At 57.5% G+C, this 18306-nt stretch carries 18 protein-coding genes and 1 tRNA gene; 11 read left to right on the top strand and 8 right to left on the bottom strand.

The features are described from left to right. Window positions 1-32: 32 nt before the first annotated feature. From GLP52_RS15225 to rpmH, 5 genes are all read right to left on the bottom strand, one after another. Window positions 33-1085: an EAL domain-containing protein gene (locus tag GLP52_RS15225; RefSeq protein WP_167354499.1), complete on the bottom strand. Its 1053-nt coding sequence runs from the start codon at window positions 1083-1085 to the stop codon at window positions 33-35. 117 nt (window positions 1086-1202) lie between these two features. Then, window positions 1203-2030 carry a tRNA 2-thiocytidine(32) synthetase TtcA gene (ttcA, locus tag GLP52_RS15230; protein ID WP_093731803.1) on the bottom strand — a complete coding sequence of 276 codons (828 nt, stop codon included), beginning with the start codon at window positions 2028-2030 and terminating at the stop codon, window positions 1203-1205. Between the two features lie 111 nt (window positions 2031-2141). After that, on the bottom strand, window positions 2142-2354 hold the full coding sequence (gene yidD / locus GLP52_RS15235; RefSeq protein WP_272903335.1) for a membrane protein insertion efficiency factor YidD: 213 nt from the start codon (window positions 2352-2354) through the stop codon (window positions 2142-2144). A 5-nt stretch (window positions 2355-2359) separates the two neighbouring features. Further along, window positions 2360-2770 carry a ribonuclease P protein component gene (gene rnpA / locus GLP52_RS15240; protein WP_093731805.1) on the bottom strand — a complete coding sequence of 137 codons (411 nt, stop codon included), beginning with the start codon at window positions 2768-2770 and terminating at the stop codon, window positions 2360-2362. Between the two features lie 46 nt (window positions 2771-2816). After that, window positions 2817-2951 (bottom strand): 50S ribosomal protein L34, encoded by a 135-nt coding sequence (gene rpmH / locus GLP52_RS15245; RefSeq protein WP_093731806.1) that lies wholly within the window; start codon window positions 2949-2951, stop codon window positions 2817-2819. Window positions 2952-3249: 298 nt separating this feature from the next. Here rpmH and GLP52_RS15250 point away from each other — a divergent pair, with 298 nt between their 5' ends. The 4 genes from GLP52_RS15250 (at window position 3250) to GLP52_RS15265 (ending at window position 6950) form a co-directional block, all read left to right on the top strand. After that, window positions 3250-3984, top strand: coding sequence for a TVP38/TMEM64 family protein (locus tag GLP52_RS15250; RefSeq protein ID WP_237271259.1), 735 nt, complete (start codon window positions 3250-3252; stop codon window positions 3982-3984). Beyond that, window positions 3981-5399, top strand: coding sequence for a dihydrolipoyl dehydrogenase family protein (locus tag GLP52_RS15255; RefSeq protein WP_237271260.1), 1419 nt, complete (start codon window positions 3981-3983; stop codon window positions 5397-5399). The genes GLP52_RS15250 and GLP52_RS15255 overlap by 4 nt, the downstream gene beginning before the upstream one ends. An 11-nt stretch (window positions 5400-5410) precedes the next feature. Beyond that, complete coding sequence (locus GLP52_RS15260; RefSeq protein WP_237271261.1) at window positions 5411-6805, top strand: sensor histidine kinase; 1395 nt, start codon at window positions 5411-5413, stop codon at window positions 6803-6805. Window positions 6806-6873: 68 nt separating this feature from the next. Next, window positions 6874-6950: transfer RNA gene (locus GLP52_RS15265), tRNA-Arg, on the top strand. Between the two features lie 204 nt (window positions 6951-7154). Here GLP52_RS15265 and GLP52_RS15270 read toward each other — a convergent pair. The 3 genes from GLP52_RS15270 to GLP52_RS15280 form a co-directional block, all read right to left on the bottom strand. After that, the gene (locus GLP52_RS15270; RefSeq protein ID WP_237271262.1) at window positions 7155-8402 is read right to left on the bottom strand and encodes a saccharopine dehydrogenase family protein; all 1248 of its coding nucleotides are present in this window, start codon (window positions 8400-8402) and stop codon (window positions 7155-7157) included. A 30-nt stretch (window positions 8403-8432) separates the two neighbouring features. Continuing rightward, window positions 8433-9527 (bottom strand): carboxynorspermidine decarboxylase, encoded by a 1095-nt coding sequence (gene nspC / locus GLP52_RS15275; RefSeq protein ID WP_093731811.1) that lies wholly within the window; start codon window positions 9525-9527, stop codon window positions 8433-8435. 131 nt (window positions 9528-9658) lie between these two features. Beyond that, complete coding sequence (locus GLP52_RS15280) at window positions 9659-10519, bottom strand: MurR/RpiR family transcriptional regulator (protein WP_093731812.1); 861 nt, start codon at window positions 10517-10519, stop codon at window positions 9659-9661. Window positions 10520-10633: 114 nt separating this feature from the next. Here GLP52_RS15280 and GLP52_RS15285 point away from each other — a divergent pair, with 114 nt between their 5' ends. The 7 genes from GLP52_RS15285 (at window position 10634) to GLP52_RS15315 (ending at window position 18305) form a co-directional block, all read left to right on the top strand. Continuing rightward, window positions 10634-11401 (top strand): N-formylglutamate amidohydrolase, encoded by a 768-nt coding sequence (locus GLP52_RS15285; protein WP_093731813.1) that lies wholly within the window; start codon window positions 10634-10636, stop codon window positions 11399-11401. Continuing rightward, complete coding sequence (locus GLP52_RS15290; RefSeq protein ID WP_093731814.1) at window positions 11398-11919, top strand: TRAP transporter small permease subunit; 522 nt, start codon at window positions 11398-11400, stop codon at window positions 11917-11919. The genes GLP52_RS15285 and GLP52_RS15290 overlap by 4 nt, the downstream gene beginning before the upstream one ends. Then, entirely contained in the window at window positions 11909-13234 is a 1326-nt protein-coding gene (locus GLP52_RS15295; RefSeq protein ID WP_093731815.1) for a TRAP transporter large permease, read from the top strand. Before GLP52_RS15290 ends, GLP52_RS15295 begins: the two co-directional genes overlap by 11 nt. A 67-nt stretch (window positions 13235-13301) precedes the next feature. Beyond that, window positions 13302-14339, top strand: a complete 1038-nt coding sequence (locus GLP52_RS15300; protein ID WP_237271263.1) for a TRAP transporter substrate-binding protein — start codon at window positions 13302-13304, stop codon at window positions 14337-14339. Window positions 14340-14412: 73 nt separating this feature from the next. After that, window positions 14413-15774: a glutamine synthetase family protein gene (locus GLP52_RS15305; protein ID WP_237271264.1), complete on the top strand. Its 1362-nt coding sequence runs from the start codon at window positions 14413-14415 to the stop codon at window positions 15772-15774. A 3-nt stretch (window positions 15775-15777) separates the two neighbouring features. Further along, window positions 15778-17154 carry an aldehyde dehydrogenase family protein gene (locus tag GLP52_RS15310; protein ID WP_237271265.1) on the top strand — a complete coding sequence of 459 codons (1377 nt, stop codon included), beginning with the start codon at window positions 15778-15780 and terminating at the stop codon, window positions 17152-17154. Between the two features lie 5 nt (window positions 17155-17159). Beyond that, window positions 17160-18305 (top strand): iron-containing alcohol dehydrogenase, encoded by a 1146-nt coding sequence (locus tag GLP52_RS15315; RefSeq protein ID WP_237271266.1) that lies wholly within the window; start codon window positions 17160-17162, stop codon window positions 18303-18305. The last annotated feature ends 1 nt before the right edge of the window (window position 18306 follow it).

The raw sequence follows: 18306 nt of genomic DNA on the forward strand, positions 1-18306 counted from the left end.
TCCGAGCGCTTCCCGTAAAGTGGATCTTATTGTCAGGCAATGTCACCGAAGGCCCGTGGCAAATAATCGAGTTTTTTGATGTGCGTATGCATCCAGCCGACGACCTGTTCGGGGGGCATAGGTTGCGCGATTCCGGGACCTTGAACGTTGTCGCAACCAAGTTGGGACAATAGTTCATGTTCTCCTGAGGTCTGCACACCGCAAGCAAGAGTTTCGGTGCCCAGATCTTGTGCCATTGCGAGGACAGTGGACAAAATGAGACGACGGTTGATGCTTAAGTTCGCTCCGGTCGTTAGCGATGGATCAATTGCTACGACGTTTATATCATATTTCTGAACGATCTCTACACAACGAGGGCCGCTGCCGAATCCATTTAGTCCGGTTTGGCTGCCCAGCTCATGAAGCTTCCGAAGAAGCATGATCACCGGTGGCCCGGGTTGGCGCTGACAAAGATAGGATGGGAGCGCGATGCGCAAAAAGCGGGGAGGGAGATCGAGCCGCTCAAGTTCCCATTCTACCTTCTGTAATAGTAGTGGATCATCCATCTGTGAAGGCGCGAGGTTGTAGATTATCTGAACTGAAGAACGACAGGTGCGCGGCAGCTTCTTTGCTTCCAAAAGAATTGTTGAGAGAGGGAAAAGTGGCTCGCTATCCGTCTCACTTGGTGCTCCCATCGACGTGCCATTTTGTTGATGAGGTATGATCGACTCGACACATGAAGCGCGTATTGCGCAAAAACCACTTACCTCACCCGAGTGCGTCGAAATTTGTGGTTGGAATAGCACTGGATCATGCTGGTGCCGGGCCGGACGTGAACGTGATATGCTATTGATCACAGGCGCTGCAACGGGCCTCACTGCATCTTGCCGCGAGGCATAGGTTGATTGAGCGACAGCGCGGGACCGTCCTAAGAATAGATATATTAGCGGGAGCAAGACCGCGCCCACGAAGGCGAACCCCTGCCATCCGAACCACAGGAATGCCAATGCCAAGGCAATCCCGATTGTGAAGCCTGCGGGCGCGAAAACGCGTTTCCCTTTGTGCAGAAAAGATTTGGCGAACTCATTGATATCGTCTTGTTTCAAAGCAGCCCCCGACTGACATATTAGCGGTTTAGGCAATAGGGGGCATGTCTGATGAAAAGGTTAATGTTCGCCTTTTGGTCTGTATAATTTGCTTCAAATTCCGAAGAGTTTCGGGGTTTACTTCGCCCGTTCGAGGCCCGCAAAATCAAACAGCTCCGGATCCAAAAGATGCGAGGGGCGCGCATTCATAAGTGCGCGAAACATCACCTGACGGCGCCCGGGACTGTTTGCTTCCCAGCCGTCTAAAATCGCTTTCACCTGCTGGCGTTGTAACCCGTCTTGCGAGCCACATAGATCACACGGAATGATTGGATAATTCATGGCAGTTGAAAATTTTTCGCAATCGGCTTCCGCGACAAGAGCCAGCGGACGGTATAGGAACAGGTCGCCTTCTTCATTCAGAAGCTTCGCTGGCATGGTCGCCAAGCGCCCGCCATGAAACAAATTCATAAAGAAAGTTTCTAGGATGTCATCCCGGTGATGGCCAAGAACCACGGCGGTGCAGCCTTCCTCACGTGCGATTCGATAAAGATGCCCACGGCGGAGCCTGCTGCACAACGCACAGAATGTGCGACCTGCGGGGATCTTGTCTGTAACGATTGAGTAGGTGTCTTGATATGCAATACGGTGCTTTACCCCCATTTTGTCGAGGAAAGCAGGCAGGACTGTTGCCGGAAAATTGGGCTGACCCTGGTCAAGGTTGCACGCGATAAGCTCTACCGGGAGGAGCCCACGCCATTGTAGCTCGTGTAGAATGGCCAGAAGAGTATAACTATCTTTCCCGCCAGACATGCAAACCAGCCATTTACCACCGGGTTCGACCATCCCGTATTGCTCAATCGCCTCGCGGGTTAGCCGCACGAGTCGTTTGCGCAGCTTCCGAAATTCGGTGCTTTGTGGTGCACCATGGAAAAGCGGGTGGATATCTTCGGGATGATCAAGCATGTGGGTGGCTTAGTGCAACTGTGTTGGCCGATCAAGCGTCGCTGCGTCGTTATCGATACTACGACGTCGTGCAGGCGAACTCTAGCGCCAGGCAATAGGACAGTCGCTAGTTTACTCAGGAACGTTGTCGATGCCGCTGCTCCCCCATGGGTGGCAGCGAGCGATGCGTTTCAGGGTAAGCCAACCCCCTTTAGTAGCACCGTGCTTGGAGAGGGCTTCTAGTGCGTAGGCGCTGCAAGTGGGGTGGTATCGACAGTTGTAGCCGACCCATGGGCTGAAAATTAGGCGGTACCCCCTGATAGGCAGTGCCAATAGACGTGCCATAGGGCTCACTTTTGAGGACCACTGCGCTGCTTGCCATGCAGAATACCCAAAGCTTTGACAAAATCCGATTGCAACGTATTGAAGGGGAGCGATGCAGTGGCACCACTGCGGCCCACGAGCACATAATCCATACCATCGCGTCCCTGATGTGGAAGCGTCAGGCGGGCAAGCTCGCGCAAGCGCCTTTTGGCGCGATTGCGGGCGACGGCGTTGCCGACTTTCTTGGAGCACGTAAAACCTACGCGTATTCCCTCCGCTTCACCGTCAGCACGTCTGCGCATCTGAAGGATAAAGCCGGGCATCGCTGCCCGAGGGGCACGCGAGGCCCGCTGGAAGTCGGGCCTATTTTTCAGCGTTTCCAAACGAAAAGAAACCGCCGGAAGCGTTTCCTCTGGTGTGGCGCATCTGCCATCCATAGGTGCCTCTGACGGTGTCATATCTTTTAAAAACCGAAGTCGCGTATTACGCGCTCAGTTCTTTCCGGCCTTGTGCACGGCGCGAGTTAATGATCTTGCGACCCGCTTTGGTTGCCATGCGTGCGCGGAAACCGTGGCGCCGTTTGCGCACAAGGTTTGAAGGTTGATAGGTGCGTTTCATCGCTCCGACTCCACTTTATACTTTAGCACGCCACCAGATTCGGCGCGTCACTGTCATTTCAAGCCCTGCTCCTAAAGCTGCAGCACGGGCAAGTCAAACCCTTGGAGCCGATATTTCGACCTTTGCAACAAATTAAGCCAGCTTATCTGCCCGATGTTACAGTTTTCTTGGGAATTGCCGTAACATGGTCCTAAAAGCCGCCTCCACATCAACCACACGTGAGGACCCTATCTGAATGGCAATATTTGACCCATCTAATAGGTAGCAGCTTATAGTGTTTTGAAAGTGACCCGACAATATGCCCGCACAAGCCTCTGAAAAACCTTTATGGTTTCGCTATTTACCCTTTGTGGGCATTCTGGTGGTCGCAGTGTTGGGGTTCTTTGCCCTGCGCGATTACCTCACTTTCGAGACATTGCGCGACAACCGCGAGGCGCTGATCGCATTCCGCGATTCGCACTATGGGCTTACGGTTCTCGTTTTTCTGGGCATTTATATTGCGATTGTCGGATTTTCTCTTCCGGGGGCTAGCATCGCAACGATCACCGGCGGTTTCCTATTTGGGACGGTGTTCGGGGTTCTGGTTAATGTGACCGGCGCGACGTTGGGGGCGGTTGTGATCTTTCTTGCCGCGCGCATGGGGCTGGGGGCCGCATTAAAAGCGCGAATGGACGCATCGGACGGGCTGGTGCGTAGGATCAAGGCAGGTATTGACGACAACCAATGGTCGATGCTGTTCTTCCTGAGGCTGGTCCCCGTGGTGCCGTTCTTCCTGGCGAACCTTATCCCTGCATTCCTTGGCGTGCCGATCCATCGCTTTGTAATTTCGACGTTTTTAGGTATTATCCCGGGCTCGCTGGTGTTCACCTCGATCGGGGCAGGGCTGGGGACGGTGTTTGCACAGGGTGCAACGCCAGACTTTGGCATTATCTTTGAACCGCATATTCTACTACCTATTCTGGGGCTCTGCGCTTTGTCGGTGCTGCCCGTCGTGTTGAAAGCTGTCACCGGCAAAAAGGAACTTTTGAAATGAATCGCATCAAAACCGACCTGTTGATCATTGGCGCAGGCTCTGGTGGACTGTCCGTCGCGGCGGGGGCCTCGCAAATGGGGGCTGACGTTGTCCTGCTCGAAGGGCATAAGATGGGCGGCGACTGTTTGAACTTTGGTTGCGTGCCGTCGAAGGCGTTGATCGCCACGGGCAAGGCCGCCTATGGCCAGCAGCATAGTGCGCAATTTGGCGTGACCAACGCGGGCGGCGAGGTCGATTATGCCGCGGCCAAGGACCATGTGGCAGATGTGATCGCGCAGATCGCGCCCGTCGACAGCCAAGAGCGGTTCGAAGGCTTTGGTGTCAAGGTCATCCGTGAATACGGGCGTTTCATTTCGGATGATGAAGTTCAGGCCGGCGATACGATCATCAAAGCGCGACGCATAGTCATTGCGACGGGGTCTTCACCCCTCGTGCCCCCAATTTCGGGCTTGGACAAAACGCCTTATGAGACGAACGAGACGCTGTTCAATTTGCGCGAAAAGCCCGATCATCTGCTGATCATCGGTGGTGGTCCCATCGGCATGGAGATGGCGCAGGCGCATATGCGCATGGGTGTTAAAGTCACCGTGATTGAGGGCGACAAAGCTCTGTCCAAGGATGATCCGGAACTCGCGGCGATCGTGTTGCAAACCCTTAAGGATGAAGGCGTAGAGATTGCCGAGGGCGCACAGGCCGCCGAAATCCGGGGCGACATCGGCGCGATCGAGGTCGAAGCCAAGGACGGGCGCGTTTTCAAAGGGTCGCATCTTTTGGTCGCTGTTGGCCGCAAAGCGAACACGGATCGGCTGGACCTAGATAAAGCAGGCATCGAGCCAATCAAAAACGGGATCAAGGTAGACGATTCCCTGCGCACCACCAATCGCAAGGTCTATGCGATTGGCGACGTTGCCGGTGGGATGCAGTTTACGCATGTTGCTGGCTACCACGGGGGGGTCGTGATCCGATCGCTAATGTTCGCGCTGCCGGCCAAGGCGAAAACGGCGCATATCCCTTGGGCCACTTACACTGATCCTGAATTGTCACAGGTCGGCCTGAGCGAGGCGCAAGCCAAGGAAAAGCATGGCGACAAGCTTGAGGTTGTTCGGTTTCACTATAACCACAACGACCGCGCCATTGCTGAACGCAAAACCAAGGGGCTGATTAAGGTCATGGTGGTCAAGGGGCGTCCCGTCGGCGCAAGCATTGTCGGCTACCAAGCAGGGGAGTTGATCAACCTATGGGCTTTGGCGCTGGCAAATAACATGAAAATGAGCCAGATTGCCTCTATGGTTGCACCTTACCCTACCATCGGCGAAATCAACAAACGTGCGGCAGGGGCATATTTCAGCCCGCGGCTGTTCGAAAGCGATTTGGTCAAGACTGTCGTTCGGTTGGTGCAGCGGTTCATCCCATAAAGCGCGCATTAATGCTTAAATCTCTCTCTGGCCGGCTTCTTATTCTGACCACCATCTTTGTGATGCTGGCTGAAGTGTTGATCTTTGTGCCTTCTATCGCGCGGTTTCGCGAAGAATACATGATGAACCGGTTGGAGCGGGCGCAGATCGCATCGCTCACCGTGCTGGCGAGCGATATGATCGACCCCGAGCTTGAGGCAGAATTGCTGCGTACTGCGCAGGTTTTCAATGTGGTGCTGCGGCGGGACCGGATCCGCCAATTGGCGCTGTCATCCCCGATGTCGCAGACGATTAAAGAGACTTACGATCTGCGCGACGCCTCTGCCTGGGTACTGATTCGCGACGCTTTTCGCCAGTTGGCGGAAACAGAGCCGGGGGTGATCCGGGTGATCGGTGCTCCTGTGCAAGATGCAGGCTTGCTTATCGAAATCACGATGGAGGCAGCGTCTCTGCGTACTGCCATGATCGACTATGGCATCCGGATCCTCGTTCTGTCGGCAGCGATCTCTATGATGACGGCCTTCTTGCTGTTCCTGACGATGCGGGCCTTCCTTCTTAAGCCGATCAAGGGCGTGGTGGGGCACATGCAGAATTACGCGCTCGCCCCCGAAGACGCGCGGCGGATCATTACACCCTCTGCCGGCGTCACAGAGGTGCGCGAGGCCGAGGAAGCGTTGATGAAGCTGGAAACCGAGCTGACCCAAGCCCTGCGGCAAAAGGAACGTTTGGCTCAGCTGGGCCAGGCGGTCAGCAAGATCAGCCATGATTTGCGCAATATTCTCACATCAGCACAGCTGTTTACGGATCGCATCGAAATGTCCGAGGATCCGACGGTCAAACGTATGGCTCCCAAGCTGGTAAGCTCCATCACCCGCGCCGTGCATCTATGCGAATCCACCTTGGCATTCGGGCGCGCTGAAGAACCAAGCCCGACGCTGACAGTGACGCCGCTCCTGCGTATTGTAGATGATGTCGTTGATAGCGAACGGTTGGCTGTTAACGGGGCGGATCTGACATTCACCTGTGACGTGCCGCCTGATCTGCATGTGCGCGCCGACCCAGAACATTTGTTCAGGGTTCTTGCGAACCTCGTGCGCAATGCACGTCAGGCAATAATCGGCACCGGGCAGCAGGGCGAAATTCTGATCACCGCAAGGGACGAAGCGAGCGATTGGATCATCCGCATCAGTGACAACGGCCCGGGATTGCCTCCTAAAGCGCGTGAACATCTGTTTACAGCATTCAAAGGCGGTGCACGCAAAGGCGGATCGGGTCTGGGGCTCGCCATCGCGGCAGAGCTGGTGCGCGGTCACGGCGGCACGTTGGAGCTGTCAGAGACGGGCGGCTCGGGCACCGTGTTTACCCTGACATTGCCCAAGGGCGATGGCTCTTTCAAATTTGTTTAAAGAAAATTCGCGTTCGGCAAAAGAAGGGGTTGCAAACCCCCGCGCCCAGAACTAAACCCCGCCTTAACGGACCGATAGCTCAGCTGGATAGAGTACCTGACTACGAATCAGGGGGTCGGGGGTTCGAATCCTCCTCGGTCCGCCACTTTCAAACATCACTAGATTTTGAACTTGGCGGCATACTAGTTCGCATTTTTAAAACAAATTGATCACCCTGTACGCATGATCGCGCGCTGGGCTGTTTGTGCTTAATTGTCCGATTTTATAGGGCGTTGCCTCTTGGGGCGAGGTAACCCGCGCGGGTGCAAGGGCGCGCGGGTTGTGGGCGTGGGTGCCTAAAGCGACAGACTTAGGCGATAGCCTCGTCCCAGCCAGTGTCCTGATCCGCCAGTTTGACACGGGTCGGCAGGCCGATGGTGTCGAGCAGGGCAAAGAGCGGCTTTGGGTCCAGCTCTTCGACGTTAACCATCGTGCCGGTATCATAGGTGCCATCTGCAATCAGCATCGCCATTGCGACCGGCGGCACGCCAGCGGTATAGGAAATGCCTTGGCTGCCGACCTCGTTATACGCGTCTTTGTGATCGGCGACGTTGTAGACAAACACCTCTACGTCCTTGCCGTCCTTGGTGCCTTTGACCAGATCGCCAATGCAGGTCTTGCCAGTATAGTTCGGCGCCAGGGTCGACGGGTCGGGCAGCACGGCTTTGACCACCTTCAGCGGCACGACCTCAAGCCCTTCGGCGGTGACCACGGGCTGTTCGGACAATAGGCCAAGGTTTTGCAGCACGGTGAAAACATTGATGTAGTGATCGCCAAAGCCCATCCAGAAGCGCACATCGGCCTGCGGGTAATTCGCGGCAAGCGAGTGCACCTCGTCATGGCCTGACATATAGGCCTTCTGCTTGCCAACGACGGGCAGATCCCATTCGCGGCCGACCTCGAACATCTTGTTCTCTTGCCACGCGCCTTCCTGCCAGCTGTAGACCGTGCCGGTGAATTCGCGGAAGTTGATTTCGGGGTCGAAGTTGGTCGAGAAATACTTGCCGTGGCTGCCCGCGTTGATGTCGACGATGTCGATGGATTTTACGTCGTCCATGAATTCGTCCACGGCGAAACGGGCAAATGCATTAACCATACCTGGATCAAAGCCCGCGCCCAGAATTGCGGTTGTGTTCGCCTTGGCGCAATCCTCGCGGCGTTTCCATTCATAGTTGCCGTACCAAGGCGGCGTTTCGCATATTTTGGTCGGATCCTCGTGAATGGCCGTGTCGATATAGGCGACGCCGGTGCGAATGCAGGCTTCAAGCACGGTCATGTTCACGAAAGGGGAGCCGACGTTGATCACGATCTGCACGCCTAGGTCGTTGATCAGCGCCTCTACCGCGTCGCTGTCCATCCCGTCGACCGCATGGGCATCAAAAACGCCGTCCTGTTTCATCGCGCCTTTGGCATGCACGCTTTCAATGATCGCTTCGCATTTTGACACGGTGCGGCTGGCGATATGCAGATCGCCCAACACGTCATTGTTTTGCGCGCATTTATGCGCCACGACCTGCGCGACGCCACCGGCACCGATGATAAGAACATTGCGTTTCATGTATTCATTACACCTCTTGTAAGGAAAGGGTTAGGAGAGGGCGGATTTAAAATCCTCGTAGTCGAATGACCGGACCGATGTAATCGTTCCATCAAGTTCACGAATGGCGATGCCGGGCATCTTGACGCCGTTGAACCAGTTCTTCTTGACCATAGTATAGCCCGCAGCGTCCTGAAACGAAATGCGGTCACCGGGTTTTAGCGGCGCGTCGAACTTGAACTCGCCAAAGATGTCGCCCGCAAGGCAGGATTTACCGCAGATCATCCAGTCGTGGGCACCGGTGTTCGGGGCCACCTTGGCGGGCTCACGGTAAATCAGCAGATCCAACATGTGCGCCTCGATAGAGCTGTCGACGATGGCAAGGTTCTTGCCGTTATGCAGGGTATCAAGCACGGTCGTCTCTAACGTCGCAGCGCCGGTGATCGCGGCCTCTCCGGGTTCAAGGTAGACCTGAACGCCATAGGTGTCGGACAGGGTTTTCAGCCGCGCGGCCAGACGGTCCAACGGGTAGCCTTTGCCGGTGAAATGGATGCCGCCGCCAAGGCTGATCCAGTCCATCCGGTGGATCGTGTCGCCAAAGCGGTCTTCGATCAACGTCAGCATATCCGCGAACCGGTCGAAATCGTCATTCTCGCAATTGTTGTGAAACATCAGACCCGTAATGCGGTCGGCCACGGCGGCGATCTGCGCCGGATCATGTTCGCCCAAACGGCTGAAGGGGCGGGCGGGATCGGCCAGATCGAATTCCGATGTCGACACACCGGGGTTCACCCGCAGCCCGCGCGTATGCCCTGCCGATGCCGCATCGAAACGGTCCAGCTGGCCGATGGAGTTGAAGATGATCTTGTCGCTATTGGCCAGCACCTCGGCGATCTCGTCATCATCGTAGGCCACTGAATAGGCGTGGGTTTCGCCGCCGAATTTCTCGTAACCCAGCTTGACCTCATACAGCGAGGAGGACGTGGACCCATCCATATATTGCGCCATGAAATCAAAGACTGACCATGTGGCAAAACATTTCAACGCCAGCAAGGATTTCGCGCCCGACGCCTCGCGCAGCCAGGCGATCTTTTCCATGTTGGTCTGGAGGCGGGATTTGTCGATCAGATAATATGGGGTCTTCATGGCAGATCCTTTACAAAACGACGCAGACGCGGTGCGCGTTCCGATTAGGGGATGTTGCCGTTCAACGCAAACTCTGATGCGTCGCGCGACTATCACGAAAGGACCGTGATCGGCCCTCCTTCAGCGCCAGATCAATTGCTGCGGAAGATACGGGATTCGCCGATCATCTGTTCAAGCGCTGCGATCCTCTCGGCACTTTGGTCAGAGCTGCGCGATTGCACATCGGCGACCAGCGCTTCGATCAGAAAGTTGATCGCCAGCGTTGAATCCCAGCTCGACGGGACCTCTACCATGGCGCGGAAACAGTGGCGGGCGTGTTTTTCGATGGGCGATCCCCATGCGTCGGTGAACAGCACGATGGTCGCCCCCTGCTTCACCGCGAGATCCGCCAGCTTTTCGAGCTCTTTCTCGTAGCGGCGGATGTCGAACACGATCAACACCGCGCCTGCGTCCATATCGAGCAAGGATTGCGGCCATGCACTGGGGGAGGAATCAAGCAGCGTAACCTGCGGTCGGATGATCTGTAGGTGATTGAAAAAATAATGCGCGTTGGACCGCGTGATGCGTCCACCCAACAGAAAAAGCCGGTGCGAAGGATCAGAGAGCAGCGCCGCAACATCGTCAAACTCGGCCAGATCGAGCCGTTCCAGCGTGCGGTTCACATTGCCCGACACAGCCTGAATAAAGCGTGACACCATGTGATCGCTGCTGTCGCTGGGGGTCTCGAGCTTGGCCAGTGGTTTTTTCATCCGTGCGCCGATTTCACCGCGGATGGCGTCTTGCATATCAGAGTACCCGTCGAACCCAAGCTTGCGTGCAAGCCTCACGATTGTGGGCGATGATACCTCGGCCAACTCAGCGAGACGGTTGATAGATTGCAGCCCCGTAAGCAGCTGGTCGTCCAGCAAAACAGCCGACAGTTTTCGTTCTGCCGCCGTCAGCTCGGCCTGCTTTTCTTTCAGCAGGTCGCGGACCAGTACTTTTTTATGCAAGTCATGTTCCTTTCGGTACAGCGCGTGGTGGTGTGAAGCAAAGATTACAGAAAAAATCTTGACAGGCTAGAAAATTCTGTAGTGATTGTGAGGCAACAAATTGACAGGGTCACCGTGACTGACACCGATTGGAATGCCGTAAACATCATAAACCCGCAGGGGCAGGGGGGCTGGTTGCTGGTGTGTGAACACGCCTCGCGCCGGATTCCTGATGCGCTAGGCGGGTTGGGGCTGTCATCTGCGGCGGGCGGGTCGCATGCGGCTTGGGACATCGGCGCGCTGGATGTGGCGCACGCGCTGTCAGATGCGCTGGACGCGCCTTTGGTTGCGGGCGATATTTCGCGGCTGGTCTATGATTGCAACCGCCCGATAACAGCCCCCGACTGCGTTCCGGCGCGCAGCGAAGTCTATGATATTCCCGGCAATGCGGGGCTGGATGATGCCCGCCGGCAGCAGCGGTATGACCAAGTACATACGCCGTTCCATGATGCGGTCACCAAAGTGCGCACCAGCTGGAAACCGACCCAAGCAGCACCGGTGTTGGTCACGATCCACAGCTTTACGCCTGTCTATAACGGGGCGACCCGCGCGGTCGAGCTGGGCTTTCTCTACCACGCTCAGCCCGCCGCGGCGCAGGCGTTGCTGGCGGTCGAACAGGCACGCGGGCGCTATGCCTCGGCGCTGAACGAACCCTATGCAGCGACAGACGGCGTGACCTATACGCTTGAAAAACATGGCGAGGCGCAGGCGCTGCCCGCCGTGATGATCGAGATACGCAATGATCTGATCGACACACCCGAAAAAGCGCAGGCCATGGCAGGGCATCTGGCCGAGAGCCTGACCCGAGCCTTTCCCGCCCCCAACAGCGAGGCCGCTAGATGAAGGCGATGCGCAGATACATTCGGGTGGTGGATGGCTTCAACTATGGCCTAGGCCGGATCATGATGTACGGGATTTTCGTCCTGATGGGGATCCTGTTGTGGTCGTCGTATAACAAAACCTTTGCATCGCCACAGCTTTGGACGCTGGAAATGGCACAGTTTGTGATGGTGGGGTATTACATCCTTGGCGGGCCGTATGCGCTGCAGATGGGCGCGAATGTGCGGATGGATCTATTTTATGCCGAGCTGACCCCGCGCAAAAAGGCGTGGACCGATTGCATCACTGTATTGTTCCTGCTGGTCTATCTGGTGATCCTGCTGTGGGGCGGTATCGAATCCACAATGTATTCCTTCAAATACGGCGGAGAGCGCAGCCCGACCGCGTGGCGCCCCTATATGTGGCCGGTCAAAGTGACCATGTGCATCGGCATCACCTTAATGCTGCTTCAAGCTGTCTCTGAGCTGTTCAAGGACATCCTTTTCCTTAAATCCGCAGAGGACACGCGCGATGCCCTATGAGTTGATCGCCATCCTGATGTTTTCGACCATGATGCTGATGCTGCTGACTGGGCAGCGGGTGTTCGGGGCGATCGGCTTTGTCGCGGTGATTGCGGCGCTGTTTCTTTGGGGGGATCGCGGCGGCTATGACATCGGCTTCTCTGCCGCGATTAAGCTGATGCGTTGGTATCCGCTGCTGACCCTGCCGATGTTCATCTTCATGGGTTACGTGCTGTCGGAAAGTAAAATTGCCGACGATCTATATAAAATGTTTCACGTGTGGATGGGCGGTTTGCGCGGCGGGCTGGCCATCGGGACGATCGGGCTGATGGTGTTGATTTCCGCCATGAACGGCCTGTCGGTGGCGGGCATGGCGATCGGTGCAACAATTGCGCTGCCCGAGCTTTTGAAGCGAAACTATGACAAACTGATGGTGACCGGGGTCATTCAAGCAGGATCGAGCCTTGGCATCCTCGTGCCGCCTTCGGTCGTGCTGGTGCTCTATGCGATGATCGCGCGGCAACCTGTGGGGCAGCTGTGGCTGGCGGGCGCGATCCCGGGGCTGATGATGGCCACGATGTTCATCATCTATATCGCCATCCGCTGTCGCATGAATCCCGATCTGGGCCCGACCCTGTCCGCCGAAGAGCGCGATGTGGGCTGGCCTGAAAAGCTGCGTCTGTTACGTGCGGGCCTGCTGCCTGTGGTGATCTTTGCCGTGATGATGGTGCCGTTTGTGAACGGCTGGACCTCGCTTGTCGAAAGCTCTGCCATTGGGGCAATCGCCGCATTTGTAGCGGCTGTGCTGAAAGGGCGGATGACGCGCACCGTTTTTGAAAACTCTGTGCGCCAGACCCTTGCGATCACCTGTATGTTCATGTGGATCATCCTCGCCGCGCTGGCCTTTGGTGCGGTGTTCGACGGGCTTGGGGCGGTCAAGGCGATTGAAAACCTGTTTACCGAACAATGGGGCCTGAACCCTTGGGTGATCCTGATCCTGATGCAGCTGTCGTTTCTGATCATGGGGACGTTTCTGGACGACACGGCGATGCTGGTCATCGTGGCCCCGCTCTATGTACCGCTGGTGGGCGCGCTCGGGTTCGATCTGGTGTGGTATGGTGTGCTTTATACGATCACCTGCCAGATCGCCTATATGACGCCGCCCTTCGGCTATAACCTGTTCTTGATGCGCGCCATGGCCCCGCCAGAGATCACGATTCGCGACATTTACCGGTCGATCATCCCCTTTGTTGGCGTGATGGTACTGGCGCTCGCGGTCGTCATGATCTTTCCGCAGATCGCGCTTTGGCTGCCGAACTATGTCTACGCGAAATAAGCATTACCAACCAAGTGGTCAGAGAAGCTGGCCCGTTTCAACCCAACCCCAACAAGGAGTATGAGACATGACAACGAGACGTAAGTTCCTGAAAGGTGCCGTCATTGCCGGCCCCGCGACCCTTGCCGCGCCGTCAATCCTGCACGCCCAAGAGCCGATACGCTGGCGTTTCCAGACCTATGCGGGGTCTGCGCTCGGGGAAGAGGTGACCAAACCCGCCATCGACGCGATCAACGAGGCGGCACAAGGCGAGCTTGAGATCGAATTGTTTTATGCGGACCAGATCGTCCCCACGGGCGAGCTTTTCCAAGCATTGCAACGCGGCACCATCGACGGCGTGCATTCGGATGACGACTCCATGGCGTCGCCGACACCTGTTCGGTCTTTCGGCGGGTATTTCCCGTTGGCCACAAAGCACGCGCTCGATGTGCCGGTGCTGTTCAATCAATACGGTCTGGCAGACATCTGGCGCGAGGAATACGCCAAGGTCGGCGTGCATTGGCTGTCTGCGGCGGGGCAAGACCCGTGTAACTTCAACACCGTCAAGCCGATCAAATCGCTGGCCGACATGGACGGGCTCAAGCTTTATACCTTCCCGACGGCGGGCCGCTTCCTGTCGCAATTCGGCGTCGTGCCGGTCAACATCCCCTACGAGGACGCCGAAGTCGCGGTGCAGACGGGCGAGCTGGACGGTATGGCGTGGTCGGGCATCACCGAAGACTACACCGTCGGCTGGGCCGATGTGACCAACTACTTCTGCACCAACAACATCTCTGGTGCTTGGATCGGGTCGTTCTTTGTCAACGCCGAGAAATGGGCAGAGTTGCCGGATCACCTCAAGCAGATCGTGAATTCCGCGATCGAGGCAAGCCACACCTATCGCAACCAGTGGTATTGGGGCGGCGAAGCACGTCTGCGCGCGTCCGGTGAAAAGCTGGAACTGACCTCGGTGCCGCAAGAAGAATGGAAAGTGGTCGAGGAAGCCGCCGTGAAATTCTGGGACGAGATGGCGGAAGAAGGCGAAACCGCCGCCAAGATCGTGCAGATTTTCCGCGACTATAACAATGTCATCTCGAAAGCGGGCCCGCCCTATACTTTCGGCTGAGCCTAGTTTGACATCATGAACATCGGGGCGGCGCATCTGTGCCGCCCCCTCACATCAAAAGGGACGTTTGCAGATGGGCAATCTTACTTTCGACACGCTCAAGGACCTGGCCGCCAAAGGCGAGGTGGACACGGTGCTGGTGGCACTGGTGGACATGCAGGGCCGCCTTATGGGCAAGCGTTTTCACGTCACGAATTTCATCGACCATTCCCACGCGGAAACACATTGCTGCAACTATCTGCTGGCGACCGATCTGGTGATGTCCACACCCGAGGGCTTTGCCTCGACCAGCTGGGAAACCGGCTATGGCGATTATGTGCTGCGGCCTGATCTGTCGACCATGCGCCATGTCCCGTGGCTGGACAAAACCGTGCTGGTGCTTGGCGATGTGCTGGATCACCACACCCATGAACCCGTGCCCCATTCGCCGCGCGCCATGCTGCAAAAGCAGATCGCCCGTCTGGATGCGATGGGCTTTGACGCGATGATGGCGACCGAGCTTGAGTTCTTTCTGTTCGAAGGCGACTACCGCACCCTGCAAAAAGAGAAATACGCCAACCTCGTGCCGCTGAACGGTCACAACGAAGACTACTGCCTGTTCCAGACTACCAAGGAGGAAAGCTTCCTGCAGCCGCTGCGCAACCATCTGGTGGGCGCTGGCATCCCGATTGAATGTACCAAGGGCGAGGCCGAAGTCGGCCAGCAAGAGCTGAACATCCGCTATGCCGACGCGCTGGCCTGTGCCGATCACCACACAATCTCCAAGCAGGCCGTGAAAGAGATCGCCTATCAGCAGGGGTTCTCTGCGTCGTTCCTGCCCAAGTGGTCGGCGGATAAGGTCGGCTCGTCCAGCCATGTGCATATGTCGCTTTGGAAAGACGGCGCACCGGCTTTCTATGACAAGGAGGCCAAGCTGGGGATGTCGCAGATGATGCAGCATTTCATGGCCGGTCTGATCGCCTACGCCCCTGATATCACATATTTCTTCGCCCCGTACATCAACAGCTACAAGCGTTTTGCCAAAGGCACCTTTGCCCCGACCAAGACCGTCTGGTCCGTTGATAACCGCACCGCGGGGTTCCGTCTGTGTGGCGATGGCACCAAGGGTATTCGCGTCGAATGTCGCATCGGCGGGTCTGACCTGAACCCCTATCTGGCGCAGGCTGTGCTGCTCGCGGCAGGGCTGAAGGGGATCGAGGAAAAGCTGCCCCTGCAAGAACCGACGATGGGCGATGTCTACGAAGACGCCAACGTCACGGAAATCCCCCGCACCCTTCGGGCTGCGACCCAGACGCTGCGCAACTCTGCCATGCTCCGAGAGGCCCTTGGCGACGACGTGGTTGACCACTACACCCGCGCAGCCGAATGGGAGCAGGAGGAATACGACAAGGTCGTGACCGACTGGGAAATCAACCGCGGATTTGAGCGAGCATAAACCATGACAAACACTTTGAAATGTATCTCACCGATCGACGGATCGGTTTACCTTGAACGTCCGGTCCTGTCGCTGGAGGCGGCACGCGATGTCTGCGCCCGCGCCAAGGCAGCACAAGGCGCATGGGCCGCTCGGCCTTTGGCCGAACGGGTCCAGCTGGTACGCGATGCCATTGCTGAGGTTGGCAAGACGACCGACCGTATGGCGCAGGAACTGGCGCATCAAATGGGCCGACCCGTGCGCTATGGCGGAGAATTTAACGGCTTTGCCGAGCGTGGGAACTACATGGCCGACATCGCCGAAAAGGCGCTGGCCCCCACAATCGTCGAAGACAGCGACAAGGCCACCCGCAAGATCACCCGCGAGGCACGCGGTGTGGTGCTGGTCGTGGCCCCGTGGAACTACCCCTATATGACGGCGATCAACACGGTCGCGCCAGCCTTGATTGCGGGTAACGCCGTGGTGCTGAAACACGCCACACAGACGCTGCAAGTCGGCGAGCGGCTGGCAGAGGCTTTCCACGCCGCCGGCATCCCTGACGATGTATTCCAGAATGTCTTTCTGGATCACGACACGACCTCGGCGCTGATCGCTGAACGGCAGTTCGGCTTTGTGAACTTCACCGGCTCTGTCGGGGGCGGCAAAGCGATGGAGGTAGCCGCCGCAGGCACCTTCACCCCCGTCGCGACTGAACTGGGGGGCAAAGACCCCGGCTATGTGCGCGCCGATGCGGATGTTGATGCCGCCGTTGACGGGCTGATGGATGGGGCGATGTTCAACGCGGGGCAGTGCTGCTGCGGGATCGAACGGATTTATGTGCACGAAAGCCTGTATGATGCCTTTGTCGAAAAGGCTGTGGCTTGGGTCAATGCGCTGAAGCTCGGGAATCCGCTTGATACGACCACAGACATCGGCCCCATGGCCAACGTGCGTTTTGCCAAGGAGGTCCGCGCCCAGATTTCCGAGGCCGTCGCCGCCGGTGCCACCGCATTGATCGAGACCTTTGAGGCGGATGACGGCGGTGCGTATCTTACGCCGCAGATCCTGACCAACGTCACCCATGACATGCGCGTGATGCGCGACGAAAGCTTTGGCCCTGTCGTTGGCATCATGCCCGTCAAGGACGACGCCGAAGCGATTGCGCTGATGAATGATTGCCAGTTCGGCCTGACCGCCGCGATCTTTACCAAGGACGCGGACGCTGCTGACGCCATCGGTGCGCAGCTGGAAACCGGTACCGTGTTCATGAACCGCTGCGATTACCTGGATCCGGCCCTGTGCTGGACGGGCTGCAAAGACACCGGACAGGGCGCGGGCCTGTCGGAGCTTGGCTATCAGGCGCTCACGCGTCCCAAATCTTACCACCTGAAAAAGGCTTGATCCTTATGGCACTGCAAAACAACTGGTCCTACCCCACCGCCATCCGCTTTGGCGCAGGCCGCATTTCCGAGATCGGAGAGGCCTGCGTGGCAGCAGGGGTGAAAAACCCGCTGCTAGTGACGGACAAGGGGCTGGCATCGATGGAGATCACGACCCGCACGCTGGACCTCATGGACTGCGCTGGCTTTGGGCGCGCAATGTTCTCCGAAGTGGACGCTAACCCGACCGAGATCAATCTAGAGGCGGGCCTGAAGGTCTACCGCGAGGGCGGGCATGACGGCGTGATCGCCTTTGGCGGCGGATCGGGTCTGGATTTGGGCAAGATGGTCGCCTTTATGGCAGGGCAGTCGCGCGGCGTGTGGGATTACGAGGATGTGGGTGATTGGTGGACCCGGGCAGATGCCGACGCCATCGCACCGATCATCGCCGTGCCCACAACCGCCGGTACAGGGTCCGAAGTCGGCCGCGCATCAGTGCTGACCAATTCGAAAACCCACGTCAAAAAGATCATCTTCCACCCCAAAGTGCTGCCCAGTGTCGTGATTTGCGACCCTGAGCTGACGGTAGGCATGCCCAAACATATCACCGCAGGCACCGGACTTGACGCCTTTGCCCACTGCGTCGAGGCGTTCAGCAGCCCGCATTTCCACCCCATGTCGCAGGGCATCGCGCTAGAAGGCATGCGGCTGGTCATCGATTATCTGCCACGCGCCTATGCGGACGGCACCGACATCGAAGCACGGGCCCAGTTGATGGCGGCAGCGGCGATGGGGGCGACCGCGTTCCAGAAAGGTCTTGGCGCGATCCACGCCATGAGCCACCCGATCGGCGCGGTGTTCAACACACACCACGGCACCACCAACGCGGTCTGCATGCCCGCTGTGCTGGACCTGAACGCGCCTGAGATTCGCGAACGGTTCGACCGCGCGGCGGGATATCTGGGGATCGACGGCGGCTATGACGGGTTCCGCGCCTTTGTGCAGGAATTCAACGACAGCTTCGGCATTCCGCGCAAACTGTCCGACATGGGCGTGTCTGCGGACCGCATCGACGATATGGTTGCAATGGCGCTCGAGGACCCGTCTTGCGGCGGCAATCCCGTTACCCTGACGTCCGACAATCTGCGGGCGCTGTTCGAGGCGACGATCTAAG

The sequence above is a fragment of the Sulfitobacter sp. M22 genome (genome assembly GCF_021736025.1).
In the GTDB taxonomy this organism is placed as follows: domain Bacteria; phylum Pseudomonadota; class Alphaproteobacteria; order Rhodobacterales; family Rhodobacteraceae; genus Sulfitobacter; species Sulfitobacter litoralis.